This window comes from Kitasatospora sp. NPDC058444, from assembly GCF_042721415.1.
Classification (GTDB): Bacteria; Actinomycetota; Actinomycetes; order Streptomycetales; family Streptomycetaceae; genus Kitasatospora.
This window is the reverse complement of the sequence record NZ_JBHXLL010000081.1, coordinates 1-13,482: the sequence shown is the minus strand read 5'-3', so window position 1 is coordinate 13,482 and position 13,482 is coordinate 1. Positions and strand designations below refer to the sequence as shown.

Annotated in this window: 12 protein-coding genes and 1 pseudogene; 3 read left to right on the top strand and 10 right to left on the bottom strand. The window is 74.0% G+C overall.

Annotated elements, in window-relative coordinates; translation table 11 throughout:
• Positions 1-198 precede the first annotated feature (198 nt).
• Positions 199-1,647, bottom strand: a complete 1,449-nt coding sequence (locus tag ACFWP2_RS39215; RefSeq protein WP_380460865.1) for a hypothetical protein — start codon at positions 1,645-1,647, stop codon at positions 199-201.
• On the bottom strand, positions 1,644-2,318 hold the full coding sequence (locus ACFWP2_RS39210; protein ID WP_380460863.1) for an RNA polymerase sigma factor: 675 nt from the start codon (positions 2,316-2,318) through the stop codon (positions 1,644-1,646). Before ACFWP2_RS39210 ends, ACFWP2_RS39215 begins: the two co-directional genes overlap by 4 nt.
• Positions 2,319-2,553: 235 nt before the next feature.
• On the opposite strand from ACFWP2_RS39210, the gene ACFWP2_RS39205 reads away from it, so the two are divergent.
• Positions 2,554-3,612, top strand: a complete 1,059-nt coding sequence (locus ACFWP2_RS39205; protein ID WP_380460861.1) for a helix-turn-helix domain-containing protein — start codon at positions 2,554-2,556, stop codon at positions 3,610-3,612.
• A gap of 62 nt (positions 3,613-3,674) precedes the next feature.
• Here ACFWP2_RS39205 and ACFWP2_RS39200 read toward each other — a convergent pair whose 3' ends face one another.
• The 7 genes from ACFWP2_RS39200 to ACFWP2_RS39170 all read right to left on the bottom strand — a co-directional run bounded on the left by ACFWP2_RS39200 (position 3,675) and on the right by ACFWP2_RS39170 (position 10,544).
• On the bottom strand, positions 3,675-4,448 hold the full coding sequence (locus ACFWP2_RS39200; RefSeq protein WP_380460859.1) for a MerR family transcriptional regulator: 774 nt from the start codon (positions 4,446-4,448) through the stop codon (positions 3,675-3,677).
• Between the two features lie 142 nt (positions 4,449-4,590).
• Entirely contained in the window at positions 4,591-5,832 is a 1,242-nt protein-coding gene (locus ACFWP2_RS39195) for a hypothetical protein (protein WP_380460857.1), read from the bottom strand.
• A 235-nt stretch (positions 5,833-6,067) separates the two neighbouring features.
• Complete coding sequence (locus ACFWP2_RS39190) at positions 6,068-7,216, bottom strand: LPXTG cell wall anchor domain-containing protein (RefSeq protein WP_380460855.1); 1,149 nt, start codon at positions 7,214-7,216, stop codon at positions 6,068-6,070.
• Positions 7,217-7,586: 370 nt separating this feature from the next.
• Positions 7,587-8,165, bottom strand: coding sequence for a flavodoxin family protein (locus ACFWP2_RS39185; RefSeq protein WP_380460853.1), 579 nt, complete (start codon positions 8,163-8,165; stop codon positions 7,587-7,589).
• A 222-nt stretch (positions 8,166-8,387) separates the two neighbouring features.
• Positions 8,388-9,278, bottom strand: a complete 891-nt coding sequence (locus ACFWP2_RS39180; protein ID WP_380460851.1) for an NAD(P)-dependent oxidoreductase — start codon at positions 9,276-9,278, stop codon at positions 8,388-8,390.
• A gap of 118 nt (positions 9,279-9,396) precedes the next feature.
• The gene (locus ACFWP2_RS39175; protein WP_380460849.1) at positions 9,397-9,822 is read right to left on the bottom strand and encodes a hypothetical protein; all 426 of its coding nucleotides are present in this window, start codon (positions 9,820-9,822) and stop codon (positions 9,397-9,399) included.
• A 161-nt stretch (positions 9,823-9,983) separates the two neighbouring features.
• A complete protein-coding gene (locus ACFWP2_RS39170) occupies positions 9,984-10,544 on the bottom strand; it encodes a heme-binding protein (protein WP_380460847.1) in 561 nt (186 codons plus the stop codon).
• Between the two features lie 361 nt (positions 10,545-10,905).
• Here ACFWP2_RS39170 and ACFWP2_RS39165 point away from each other — a divergent pair, with 361 nt between their 5' ends.
• Positions 10,906-12,207: a sensor histidine kinase gene (locus tag ACFWP2_RS39165; RefSeq protein ID WP_380460845.1), complete on the top strand. Its 1,302-nt coding sequence runs from the start codon at positions 10,906-10,908 to the stop codon at positions 12,205-12,207.
• An 80-nt stretch (positions 12,208-12,287) separates the two neighbouring features.
• Entirely contained in the window at positions 12,288-12,935 is a 648-nt protein-coding gene (locus ACFWP2_RS39160) for a response regulator (protein WP_380460843.1), read from the top strand.
• A 259-nt stretch (positions 12,936-13,194) separates the two neighbouring features.
• Here ACFWP2_RS39160 and ACFWP2_RS39155 read toward each other — a convergent pair.
• Positions 13,195-13,482 (bottom strand): annotated as a pseudogene (locus ACFWP2_RS39155) (hypothetical protein); the annotation flags it as partial.

Here is a 13,482-nt window from a genome sequence, read left to right as displayed (position 1 = left end):
GCGCCCCGAGGAGCCGGCCCGAGCCCCCCGGCTCCGCCGGCTCGCTCTCCCCGCCTCTCACCCTGATAGACGTCCATCCCCCCGGGGGGTTGCAGACCAGTTCGAAGAAATTTTCCGCGGACTCCCCAGGAACGCCGAAAGGCGCCGCGACCAGGGGAGATCCCCGGTCACGGCGCCTCGGCGGCCCGTTTGGGACGGCTACTTCACGACCGTCACCGGGACGATCACCTCTTTCAGGGAGGTCAGCGGCGCGGAGCCGTCGTACGGCAGCGTCGCCTGGAGGGACACCGGCATCGTGCCGGGCCCGTCCAACGGGTCGAGCGTCATCCGGTACGTCACCTTCCTGGACTCCCCCGGCGCGAGCGAGAACGAGGCCTGCTGGCCCGTCATGGCGTAGTCCATGCCGCCGCCGATCGCGAGCAAGATCTCCTTCCAGACGCCGGCGTCCTGCCGCTCCAGCTTGCCCTTGTTCATCGTGACCATCTCGCTCGGCGGCGTCCCGGCGTACTCCTTCGTGTAGACCAGCGGCTGGAGCTTGTCGTAGGTCTTCTGGCCGGTGTTCCGGTACGTCACCGAGAAGGTCACCGGGGTGCCGTTGGTGGACACCTTCTGCCCGGCGCCGATGCCGCCGTCGACCGTGATCGCGATGTCCTTCGCGCCCTTGTCGGACGGGGTGAGGGACGGCGACTTGTGGCCGCTCACGTCCAGGCTGTTGACGATCGCCGTCAGGCCCGACTGGTAGTCGCTCTTGAGCCCGTTCGCCACCACGAAGACCTGGTCCAGACCCATCCCCCACAGCTGGGCGGTGAAGGTGTCCCCGGGCTTGCAGGTGACGTTCCACTGGGTCTTGTCGATCGCCTTGCCGGCCACGGTGGGCTTGGTCCGCACCGGTGCGCCGACCGAGGAGTAGCCGCTGTCCGGGAAGTAGGGCCGGCCCCAGATCGGGCAGTTCGGCTGGTGGCCCCAGCCGCTGTCGGAGACCAGGTCGTCCATCGTCGGCCAGGCGCTGCCTTCGAGTTCGTCCGGGGAGTTGTAGGCCACGACCAGGACGCCGTACGGCTCGCACTTGGCCGGGGCCCAGCCCTGCTGCGGATCGGTCGGCGCACCCGGGCTCAGGACGCAGACCTTGCTGTCCGAGACCGGAACGGCCTTCCAGCCCGCCGGCACCTTGAACTTGACGCCCCGGAGGCTGTACGAGCTCGCCGCGCCGGTGGCGGTGCCGGGAGCGGAGGTCGCGGAGGTCGGAGTGCCGTCGGCGAGCGGGACCTCGGTCTCGGCCTCACCGGTGGGGGTGCCCGGGTCGGTGGGCGTGGCCGTCGGGCTGGGGGCGCCGGTCGGCTCGGGCGTCGGGCTCGGCGCGGCGGTCAGGGTGGCGGCCGGGGGCGGGACCTGGTCCTGGGCGACCGGCTCGCCGTGGAAGGTGAGCACGCCGAGCGCCATGGCGGCGGCCAGGCCGAGCGGCACGGTGACGGCGTACACCGGACGCAGCCGGCGGACCCGGTTCTTCGGAGGAGCCGCCGGGCGCAGGCCGTCCGCGGTGACCAGGGAGGCCCGGGCCGTCATCGCCTCGCGGAGCAGCCGTTCCGTCGGTGTCTCGGCCGGTCCGTCGCCGTCGCCGCCGGTGCGGCGGGGGAGCTTGTCGGTCATCGAACCTTCTCCAGGTGCTTTTCCAAGGCGTCCAGAGCGCGGCTGGCGGTGGACTTCACGGCGCCCCGGGACAGTCCCAGGGTCTCGGCTATCTGCGCCTCCGACATGTCGGACCAGTAGCGCAGCACCAGCACCTCACGCTGGCGGGGAGTCAACTCCTGCAGGGCCACCAGCACCCGGCGGTGCTCGTCGTTGAGCACCGCATGGTCCTCGGCGGACGGGGCGTCGGCCACGTGCGGCGGCACGTACTCGCGGGCGGTCTTGCGGCGGCGCAGCATCGAGCGGGCGCCGTTGACCACCGAGGTGCGCAGGTAGCCGAGGGCGTTGTCGAGGTCGTCCAGCTCCTCGCCGTAGCGCTGGTAGAGCTGGGTGAAGGCGTCCTGGACGACGTCCTCGGCCAGGTCCTGGTGGTCGACCAGCAGGACGGCCATCCGGACCAGGCCGAGCCGGTGGGCGTGGTAGAGGTCGGTCAGGGTGGGCCGGTCCTCGGCGGGCTTGCGGCCGCCGCGCAGCAGCCGGAAGCCGGAGCGACGCTGCTTCGCCTCCTGCTCGGTGACACCGGCGAGCGGCTCGCCGGCCTCCTGCGCGCCGAACAGTGCCGCGACCACTCCGCGAACGGAGAAGCCGCGCCCCCCTGCCTGCACGGCGGTCGGCCCGATGGCCATGGACATGTGCGATTCCGCTTTCCCCCGGGACGGTGACGGCGCCGGCCGTTCCGTCAGGTCCACCTGATCAAGATCGTGATCGGGGGGATCATCCCAGCCACCCTCTGCCGGGTTCCTCCCGCCCCCTTATCCAAGGACGTGTGACGGAGGTGAAGGTTGCAGGCGGGTTCGAAGAAAGTTCCGAAGGGGCCGGGACGGCTACACTCACCGGCATTCCGCCACCCGTGAGCAGGGGGTTCGCATGGCCGAGCAGAACGTCGAGGACCGGCCCGGTACCGTCTCACGACCGGTGCCCGTCACCATCGGCCGGCGCCCGGAGCCCGTGCACGACGTCGCGGTGTACGCCTTCCCGGGCATGGCGCCGTTCGAACTCGGCGTGGTGGTCGAGGTGTTCGGGCTCGCGCGGCCCGAACTGACCGGCCTGCTGGCGGCGCCCTGGTACGGGCTGAAGGTGTGCGCCGAGCGGCCCGGGACGGAGCTGGACGCGGTGGGCGGCTTCACGCTGACCGCCCGGCACGGGCTGGACGAGCTGGCGGCGGCCGACACCGTGGTGGTCCCCGGGGTGCCGAACGCGTTCGGCGCCGAAGCCTCCCCCGCCCTGGTCGAGGCGCTGCGCACCGCGCACGGGCGCGGCGCCCGGATCGTGTCGATCTGCTCGGGCGCCTTCGCCCTGGCCGCCGCCGGGCTGCTGGACGGCCGGGGGGCGACCACCCACTGGCGGTACGCGGAGCTGCTCCAGCAGCGGTACCCGGCGGTGCGGGTCGACCCGGACGTGCTGTACGTGGACAACGGCGACGTGCTGACCAGCGCGGGCAGCGCGGCCGGCATCGACCTCTGCCTGCACCTGGTCCGGCGGGACCACGGCGCCAGGGTGGCCAACACCGTGGCCCGGCGCTTCGTGGTGGCACCGCACCGGGACGGCGGGCAGTCCCAGTTCATCGAGGCGGCGGTCCGCCCGGTCGAGGAGGAGGACGACGGGATCGCCCGCAGCATGCAGTGGGCGCTGGACCACCTGTCCGCCCCGCTGACCATCTCCGGACTGGCCGCCGCCGCCCGGATGTCGGACCGCTCGTACCTGCGGCACTTCACCGCCCGCAACGGGACCAGCCCGATGCGCTGGGTCGTCACCCAGCGCATCGCGGCCAGTCTGGTGCTGCTGGAGTCGCCGGAGGGATCGGTGGAGGAGATCGCCGCGGCGGTCGGCTTCGAGAGCGCCGCGACCTTCCGCCACCACTTCGGCCGGGTGATGCGCACCTCCCCGACCGCCTACCGGCGCTCCTTCGGGCGCGGGGTGGCCTGAGCGCGCGGGCCACCGCGCCCCGCGCTCCTGCTCGCGCCCTGCTCCTGCTTCTGCTTCTGTTCCTACTTCTGCTCGCGGCGGTCCGCGTTGGCGACGATGGCGTCGTGCAGCCACTGAGCCAGGCCCGGCGCGATCTTCTCGTAGGTGTCGGTCCAGCGCGGGTCGGAGACGTACAGGCCGGCCAGCCCGCGGTGGATGGTGAACGTGCAATCGTAGAAGTTCCGGCAGATGTGCTGCCGGTGCTCCTCGGCGAGGTCCGTGGCCACCGGGCCGTCGGCGGGCTCACCGGCGCTGATCGCCTCGGCCAGGCGGTCGTTGAGCGCGGTCATTTCGGCCTGGATGCGCTGCCAGTCGGCCTTGGAGTAGCCGCCGGTGCGGCGCTGCGACTCGGCCCAGGCCGCGGTGTCGCCCCAGCGCTGCTCGGCCTCCTGCTCCCACTCCTCCTGGTAGCCCTCGCCGAAGATCTCGAACTTCTCCTCCGGGGTCAGCTGAATGCCCATTCTCCGTGCCTCCATGGCGTGTTCGACGGCTGAGGCGAGTTCCTGGAGGTGACTGATCCGGTCGGTGAGCAACTGGTGCTGCCGCCGGAGGTGTTCGGTCGGGCTGACCGAGTCGTCGTCCAGGATCGCCGCGATCTCCTCCAGGGGGAAGCCGAGTTCACGGTAGAAGAGGATCTGCTGCAGCCGGTCGAGGTCGGCGTCCACGTACCGGCGGTAGCCGGAGCGGGTACGGCCGGCCGGGGACAGCAGGCCGATCTCGTCGTAGTGGTGCAGGGTGCGGACGGTCACCCTGGCGATCTTCGCCACGGCGCCGACCGAGTAGCCCTCACTGGTCATCGGAGTTCCTCCCTGGTGCTGACCACCACCCTCGGCTCTCACGTCGCGTGAGGGTCAAGCGGCGAACGGGCGCGGGTGCCCGAGCGGCGAACGGAGGCGGGTGCCCGAGCGCTGAACGGGCGCGGGCACTCCCGCTCCGGGCTCAGACCCCGGCGCCGGCCGGTACCCGCTCGCGCCGCCGACCGCCCCGGCGGCCGACGGCGCCGCCACCGCCGCCGCCCGGGGCACCGGGCCGCTGCCGACGGGACCGCTGGGTGGGCCAGAACAGCACGTACGCGGCGGACACCACCACGAAGGCGAGCCGGACGAAGCCGCGGGCCGCGTCGGACGGGAGGAACAGCGTCCCGCCGTACAGCGCGACCAACGCGATCCAGCTCCACCAGGGGACGAGCCGCTTCTGCCCCACCGTGTCCCAGAGCAGGGTGCCGAGCAGGATCGAGGCCGTGTAGTAGGTGTACACGCTCGGGTCGAGCAGGACGCGGGCGTCCGCGCCCAGCAGCACCACGGCCGGCCAGCGGCCGCGCCAGACCGCGACGCAGCCGAGCCCGATGCCGAGCGCGAACTGGGTGGGGCGGTCCCACCAGGGGGTGGCCGGGTCGGTGACCCCGAACCAGCGCAGCGCGGAGGCGGGCTGGTTCGGGATGGTGAACTTGGCGGCCGCCATGGTGTCCAGGTTGCCCAGGTAGAACGGCAGCCAGGCGATCGCCACCAGGGCGCAGAACCAGATCGCGGTACGCAGCCAGCTGCGCCGGGGCAGCGCCAGGATCAGCGGGGCGAAGGCGATCGCCCAGGGTTTGGAATCCACCGCCAGCGCCAGGAAGACCGCCACCTGGGTGGGCTTGCCGCGGGCCAGGGCGTGCGCGGCGAGGGTGGTGAAGAACAGCGCGAGGACGTCGTCCAGGTGCGCGAAGCGGACCGAGACCTCGACCCACATCGGGATGAACGCCAGCCCGGCGATCAGCAGCCGCTGCTGGAGCCGTCGGTGGTTGATCCCGGTGCCGAGGTAGTACAGGGCGGCGGTGCGGCCGACCACGACCAGCATCACCAGGCCCAGACCGGCGCTCACCGCCTCGGCGATCAGCTCACCGGTGTGCGGTGCGAACGGGGCGGTGAGCCGGGCCGCGGCCAGACTGACCGGGCCGATCTGGAGCTCCGGGTGGCGGGCGTAGAGCGACAGGCCGCCGTCGGGCTGACCGCTGAAGAGCAGCTGCTCGCCCTGGCGCAGGTAGTGCCAGGAGAAGCCGCCGCTGGGCTCGACCAGGAGGAACCAGAGCACCGTCCAGGCGGTCAGCAGGACGTGGTGCCTGCGGAGCGGAAGTCCGGCGATCCGCCCGGTCGCCGCCTCGTAGTCGGTGGTGGCCCGTGCCGTGCGTGCTACCCGCACCTGTCCTCTCCCCGCCGTTCCGCCCCCCTCCGGCCGGACATCCTATGTGACGGAAGAGAACCGTCCGTGCCGCCCGTAAGCCCGTCCGACGGGACGGGCGGCGCGGACGGCACGGGACGCTCCGGGAACGCCGGGAGGGAACGCCGGGAGGGCCGGGCCGGCGTCAGCCGTGGCCCGGCCCTCCCGGGGCAGCGCCCCCTCGGACTCGGCGCGCTCCCGATCGGTGCGCTTCCGGTCAGCCCTGCTGGGCGGACTTGCGGCGGCGCAGCACCACGAGGGTGCCGACACCGGCCACCAGGACGGCGCCGCCGGTGGCCGCGATGGCGGTGGTGTGGCCGCCGCCACCGGTCTGGGCCAGGGCCTTGTCGTTGCCGTCCGCGGCGGCCTTGGCCTTGTCGACGGCGGCCGGGGTCAGCGGCGGCGGGGTGATGACCGGGGGCTCCACCGGGAAGTCGATCGGGCCCGCGGTGTCGCCGCTGCTCTCGGCCGGGGCCGGGGCGGTGGCCGAGCCGGAGGGCTCACCGGTGGCCGGGGTGGTCGGCTTCTCGGTGGGCTTCTCGGTGGGCTTCTCGGTCGGGGTCCCGGTCGGCTTGCCGGTGGGCGTCTCGGTCGGCTTCTCCGTCGGCGTGGCGGTGGCGGTGGCCGACGAGGAGCTGCTCGCGGTCGGGCTGGGCTTGCCCGTCTGGGTCGGGGTCGGGCTGGGCTTGCCGGTCTGCGACGAGGTGGGCGTCGGGGTCGGCTTGCCGCCGGGCGCCTTGATGACGAAGCCCACGCCGCCGTCGCAGCTGAGGTGGCCGTTGTCGACCGGCTGGTGGCTGGAGTCGTCGAGCTGGGCGGCGAAGACGACCGGGACGACGCCGGCCCGGCCGAGCGGGGCACCGTCGGTGAAGGACGCCCGGACCTTGATCGGGACGTTCTTGCCGCGGTTCACCCCGAGCAGGTCGTCGGCGACCGGGTTGCCGTCCGCGTCGAGGGTGCCGAGCATCATCAGGACGGAGCTGTTCTTCTCGCCGCTCTTGTCGGGGGCGACCACGGCGGTCTGCCACTCGCCACCGGGGAGCCGGTACTGGACCTTGAGGTCCTTCGCCTGGAGCGAGCCCGCCTTGTTCTTGAACTTGAGCAGCGGGATGAAGACGAAGTCGTGCTTCGTCCGGTTGTCGATCTTGAAGGTGAACTCGCGGGCGTCACCGCCGGCGATGAAGGTGCCGGGCACGCCGTTCAGCGAGAGATCGAGGCTCGCGTGCGACGCCTTGTCGGCCTGCTGCGCGACGGCGGACGGGGTGCCGGTGGCACCGACGGCCATGGCACCCTGGGCGCCGGCCAGCACGAGCGAGGACGTGAGCGCGACGGCTCCGGCAAGGGCAAGACTGCGACGTATGGACAAGGAGACCTCACGGAAGTGTCCGGGCGAGGCCCGGGCGCGAGGGGGCGGCCGCAGACGCGCCGCGTACCCCCCGCGAAGCTGAAAGTCCGACGGAGAGTACCGAACGATCCGGCGGGTTTGGAAGGCGGGTGGCACGTTGCCGCCGGGACTCGGGGAAGGAGTGCCCGAATCATCCAACTCTGGGCACTCATAAGGCTTTTGCACTTCGCCCGAGCCGATCGCCGGGGCCACATATGACGGGTACACGCCCGGAGGACGGGGCCGCACGGCCCCCGGCGGGCCCGGTTGCCCGGTTACCCGATCACCCGGCTGCCCGGCTGCCCGGCTATCCGAATCGCTCAGCCGCTCAACTGCCCGTTCGCTCGGCCGCTCAAACCGCGAAGAAGGACTTGGCCGCGATCACCGCGCGCTCGTCGTCCAGCACCTCGCCCGGGCGGCTGCCGTTGCCGAGCAGCACCCCGCCCCAGCGCATCCCCATGTACTCGGCGGTCAGCCGGAGGGTGCCGATCAGCGGCTCCGCCTTGTCGTCCTCGGTGGCGAGGGCGGTGACGCCCCAGATCGTGCCGCCGCCCAGCCGGGCCCGGAAGTCCACCCCGGGCACCCGCATCCAGGCCGACCAGTGGTCGAGGTAGAGCTTGGCGCTGGTCGGCAGCGAGTACCAGTACAGGGGCGCGACGAAGACCAGGTCGGTGGCCGCCAGGGTGGCGTCCAGCAGCGTCCGCTCGTGACCGGTCGGCTCGGGGTAGCCGCCGTCGCCGGTGTGCCGCAGGTCCCGGAAGGGCGGCAGCGGGTGCTCGTCCAGCCGCAGCCAGCGCTGCTCGGCCCCGGCCGGCAGGCTCGACTCGGCGGCCAGCCGGGCGAGCCGGGCCGAGTTGCCGTCGGTGCGGGCGCTGGCGTCGAGGAACAGGAAACGGCGCGGCGCCTCGGTGCCGGACGGCTGGTCGGCCATCAGGACTCCTCCGTCGTGGGTGCGGTGCGGACGCAGGGGTGAGCTGCCGCCGAACGACGGTTATTCCGCTCGTTCCGCGCCCGCGCCCGCGCCGGACCGGGGACGCGGGACCCGGCGCCGAACCGGGGCAGCATCCCGGGCGGCGGGTCCGGACGGCCGAACTGGCCGAACTGGCCGAACTGGCCGGAGCGGCCAGGCCGACAGAGCCGACCGAGCCGACGGTCAGTCGGGCAGTCCGGCCCGGCGGCGCGCGACGGCCGCGACGGCCGCCCAGTCCTTCTCCCCGTCGCCGTGCGCCAGCGCGTCCAGGAAGGCGTCCCGCAGGATGCTGCCGAACGGCAGCGGGACGTTGCGCGCGGCCCCCGCCTCCAGCGCGAGGCCGACGTCCTTGAGCCCGAGCGGCAGCCGGAACCCGGCCGGCTCGTAGCGGCGCTCGGCCACCATCGAGCCGTAGCCGCTGTGGATCGGCCCCGGGAAGAGGGTGCCGCTGAGCATCTCGACCAGGTCGGTCGGCCGTACGCCGTGCGCCTCGGCCAGGCTGCACGCCTCGGCCATCGACTCGATCGCGCAGGCGATCAGGAAGTTGGTGCTGATCTTGGCCGTGTTGGCCTGCCGGGGGCTCTCACCGAAGTGCCAGGTGCGCTCGCCCATCGCGGCGAACAGCGGCTCGGCCCGCTCCAGCAGTTCGGGCGCGCCCGCGACCAGGATGTTCAGCCGCCCCGCCGCCGCGACCGGCGGACGGCCGAGGACGGGCGCGGCGACGTAGCCGATGCCGTGCTCGGCGTACCGCGCCTCGGCCCGCTCCGCGAGGGCGAGCGAGACGGTGGCCATGTTGACGTGCAGGGTCGCCGTGGCGCCGGCCAGCAGCTCGGGGTCGAGCAGCCGCTCGACCGCGGTGTCGTTGGCGAGCATGGAGACCACCGTGTCGGCGGCGAACACCTCGGCGAGCGAGTCGGCCGCCTCCGCGCCCTCGGCCACCATGGCGGCCACCGGCTCGGGCGAACGGTTCCAGACCCGTACGGTGTGGCCGGCCCGCAACAGGCTGCCGGCCATGCCGCGCCCCATCGCACCCAGCCCCACGAAGCCGATCGTCCGCCCGGTCATCCGCCGCACTCCCGTCGCCGCACCTGCTCGCGTGCGACCGACTGTACGTCAGAACATCCGGCGGGCCGGCGAACCGGCCACGGGACCGGGCGACGGACGGGCGGCGCACCCGCGAGCGGGCGGCGGCTCACGCGCAGGCGCGGGCCGGCATCCGGGGGTGGTCGGCGGCCGCGCCGCGCTCCAGCTCGGCGACCACCCGGCCTCGCAGCAGCTCGTACTGGGCCTGGAGCCGGCCCGGGCGGGCCGGCCGGGCCACCGGGCGGCCGGGGCCGACCAGTTCGTCCGGCCCGAACTGCTCACGGGTGAGGTCGATCTCGAAGCCGGTGGCGAAACGGTTCCACCAGTGGAGGTCCGTCCGCACCCCGTCGACGTACACCTCGCCCATCATGAGCTCGCCGCCGAGCAGGTCGTGCACCACCATCGCCGTCACGCCGCACTGGCCGCGGGCGGGATTGTCGGGACGCCAGTGGGCCAGATCCTCGGGCGCACAGGTGTCGACACCCCAGGAGGAGCGGATCGCACGTTCGATGTCGTTGAGGGTCCACGCCGTCATACCGGGAAGCCTGCCACGCGCCACTGACAGTGGCACCGGCTTTTCGAAGGGTCATCCCTTGTTCTGCGGCGACCCTCCCGGCGTTCACCCGAAGGAGACCGTGCCCGGCCGCCCGGCCCCTCCCCTGGTCCGGGGCGGGCCGACCGGCCGGGCTCGCGTCACTACTTCGCCAGCTCGGCGACGCCGGCCTGCGCGAACTGCTCGTCCAGATCGCCGCTGGGCGCGCCCGCGACGCCGACGGCCGCGATCGGAGCGCCCTTCGACTGGATCGGGGCACCGCCGGCCAGGAACAGGGTGCCCGGGATGTCCTTCAGGTTCGGGGCCTGGGCCAGCCGCTTGGCCAGCTCCGAGGTCGGGGCGTTCCAGGACACCGCGGTGAAGGCCTTGCGCTCGGCCGAGACCGGGGACTGCGGGCCGGCGCCGTCGCCCTTCAGCAGCACCCGGGTGACACCGTCGCGGTCGACGACCGCGACCGACACGTGCTGGCCGGCCTTGGTGGCCGCGTCCAGGGCGGCCTGGGCGGCGCGGGTGGCGGCGTCGATGGTCAGGCCGCTGCTCTGGGCCAGGTTCTTGTTCTGGGTGTCGGCCTTCGCCGCGACCGGGACGGCCGGGGTGTCGGTGGACTCGGCGCTGGCCGAGACGGCGCCCACGGTGGCGGCGGCGAGCGCGGCGGCGACGACGGTGCCGGTCAGCACCCGGGTGCGCACGGAGGTCTTCTTCATGGTCGGGCTCCTCAGCGGATCTGCGGGGTGGGGTGGAGTGGGGCGGGGCGGGGCGGGGCGGGGGGTTCGGGGGCCGCCGGACCGTTGGGGGGATCGCCCGGCGGCGTGCTTCGATCCTCCGCCCGGGGAAGGGGCCGCCACATCGACGGTCCGGCGCGGACGTCCGGGCATGATGGTGGACGGCGGCGTCAACCGATCGGCTGATGCGGGCCCGGGCCGGACGGGTCACCATCGAGGGATCGACGCAGGTCGGTGCCGGTACGGGCCGGAGCACGCCGGTACGGGCCGACACCCGCCGGAGCGGGCCGGTACCCGCCGGAGCCGACCGCGCCCGCAGCACCCGTTCAGCCAGGAGCCACCCGTGCAGCAGCCCCGCCCGACCGCCGGCCGCGGCGCCGCGGAACGCACCGGCGCCGCCCGCAGCGCCGCTCCCGGCCCCGCCGCCCTCGGCCTCACCGCTCCCGGCCCCGCGCCCCTCGGCCGCGACACCGGCGACCCGGACGCGGGCCGGCTGGCGCTGCTGCTGGACTCCGCCTTCCTGCTGCTGCTCGCCGCCTCGCTCAACCGCTACCTCACCCACCACTCCGGCAACGCGCAGGCGCCCTGGGTGATCGGGCTGAGCGCGGCCCTCGCGGTCGCCCAGCCGGCCGGGTCCTGGCTCGACCACCGCCGCCCGCCCGCCCCGGGCCGGCCCCGCCGGTGGCCGCTGGTCCTGGTGGTGGCCCTCTGGGTGGTCCTGGTGCTGCTCGCGCCGAGCTTCGCGTGGTGCGCCGTCCCGCTGATCTACACCGTGCTGCGGGCGCTGCCCGCGCGGGCGGCCATCCCGCTGGTCGGCGCGCTGACCCTGCTGGTGGTGATCGCCGAGATCCGGCTGCCCGGCGGCGTCGACGCCACGCTCGTGCTGCTGCCGCCCGCGGTGGCCGGGCTCGCCACCGGGGTCTTCCTCTTCATGGCCCGGCAGGCCGCCCGGCAGCGGGCGCTGATCGCCGATCTGGTCCGCACCCGGCGCGAACTCGCCGCCACCGAACGGCGGGAGGGCACCCTGGCCGAGCGCGAGCGGCTGGCGATGGAGATCCACGACACCCTGGCGCAGGGCCTGTCCAGCCAGCAGATGCTGCTCCAGGCCGCCGAGCGCACCTGGGACACCCACCCGGCGACCGCCCGCACCCACGTCCGTACCGCCGCCGAGGTGGCCGCCCGGAACCTGGCCGAGGCCCGCCGCTTCGTCCACGACCTCGCCCCGGCGGAGCTGTCCGACGGCCGCACCCTCGACCGGGCGCTGCGGTCGCTGGCCGAGCGGGAGTCCGCCGAGAGCGGGCTGCCGGTCCGCTTCCACCTGGACGGCACTCCGGTACCGCTGCCCACGGCCGCGCAGTCCGCGCTGCTGCGGATCGCCCAGGGCGCGCTGGCCAACGTCCGCGAGCACGCCGGGGCTTCGGCCGCCGCGATCACGCTGTCCTTCCTCGGCGACCAGGCCGTGCTGGACATCGCCGACGACGGGCAGGGCTTCGACCCGGAAGCGGCCGGCCCCGGCGGCGGGCGCGGGTACGGCCTGCCGGCGATGCGGGCCCGGCTGCGGCAGCTGGGTGGCAGGCTGACGGTGGAGAGCGCGCCCGGGGAGGGCACCGTCGTCTCCGCCGCGATCCCCCTGGCGCAGCGGTGAGTCGGGAACGCCGACGGCCCCGGAGCAGCGACGCGTCCGGAGCGGAACGGCCCCGGAGCGGAAACGACCTTGGAGCGGAAATGAGCACGACTCCCGTCCGGACGGCTCCCGTCCGCCTGCTGGTCTGCGACGACCACGCCGTGGTGCGGGCCGGGCTGCTGGCGTTGCTGGCCAGCGCCGGCGACATCGAGGTGGTCGGCGAGGCGAGCACCGGGGAGGAGGCCGTCGCGCTGGCCGCCCGGCTGGCGCCACAGGTCGTGCTGATGGACCTCCAGCTCGGCGACGGCATCGACGGGGTGGAGGCCACCCGGCGGATCACCGCCGTCCCGGGCGGGCCGCACGTCCTGGTGCTCACCACCTACGACACCGACGCCGACATCACCCGGGCCATCGCCGCCGGCGCCACCGGCTACCTGCTGAAGGCCGAGCGGCCGGAGGAGCTGTTCGCCGCCGTGCACGCGGCCGCGCAGGGCCGCACGGTGCTCTCGCCGCCGGTCGCCTCCCGGGTGATGGCGCAGATGCGGGCGCCCGCGCCGCAGTTGACCGAACGCGAGCAGGACATCCTCGAACAGCTGGCGCAGGGCCTGGGCAACCGGGAGATCGCCCGGGCGCTGTTCATCAGCGAGGCCACGGTGAAGACCCACCTCGGCCGGATCTACGACAAGTTGGGCGTGGACACCCGGGCGGGCGCGGTGGCGGTGGCGAAGGAGCGCCGGCTGCTGCGCTGAGCCGACCCGCTCCCCTTCGTTCGGCTGCGCTGGGCTCCCACCCGGTGTCACTGCGTGCTGCCATGATGCTCGGAATGTCGGATTCCGGGCCGGTCTCCGCCTCCGGGCTCCGACGTCCCGACGCGGGCGGCTCGGCTGCCGATGACCCTGACGCGGCCACAAATCCCTGGTCCGGGGCCTTCTCGGCGTTCACCGAGTGCCCCGTCACAATGTGGACGTTTCGTGGATTCCGCTATTGACAAACCAACCACGCGGTTTGTTAGTTTGAGATCAACGACGTCCCCGGGGTGGGGGCTCGCCGGGGCCTGTGCGGACCGCTCTCGCCGGAGGGTGTGGCCAGGGGGGAACGGCGGGTTTGCCGGGGTGTCGGGGGGAGCGGCAGCGCCGAAGCCGCGCGACGAGGCGGCGGGGGGGGGGGGGGCGGGCGGCGGGGGCCCCGCCCCTGCACAATCGGGCCCCCGCGGCCCCCGCCGGCCGCGGCCTGGGGGTGGCCGATGTTCGACTTCACCGACCCGAGGCGGACGGGGCGCTCCGCCGGGCGGTGCTG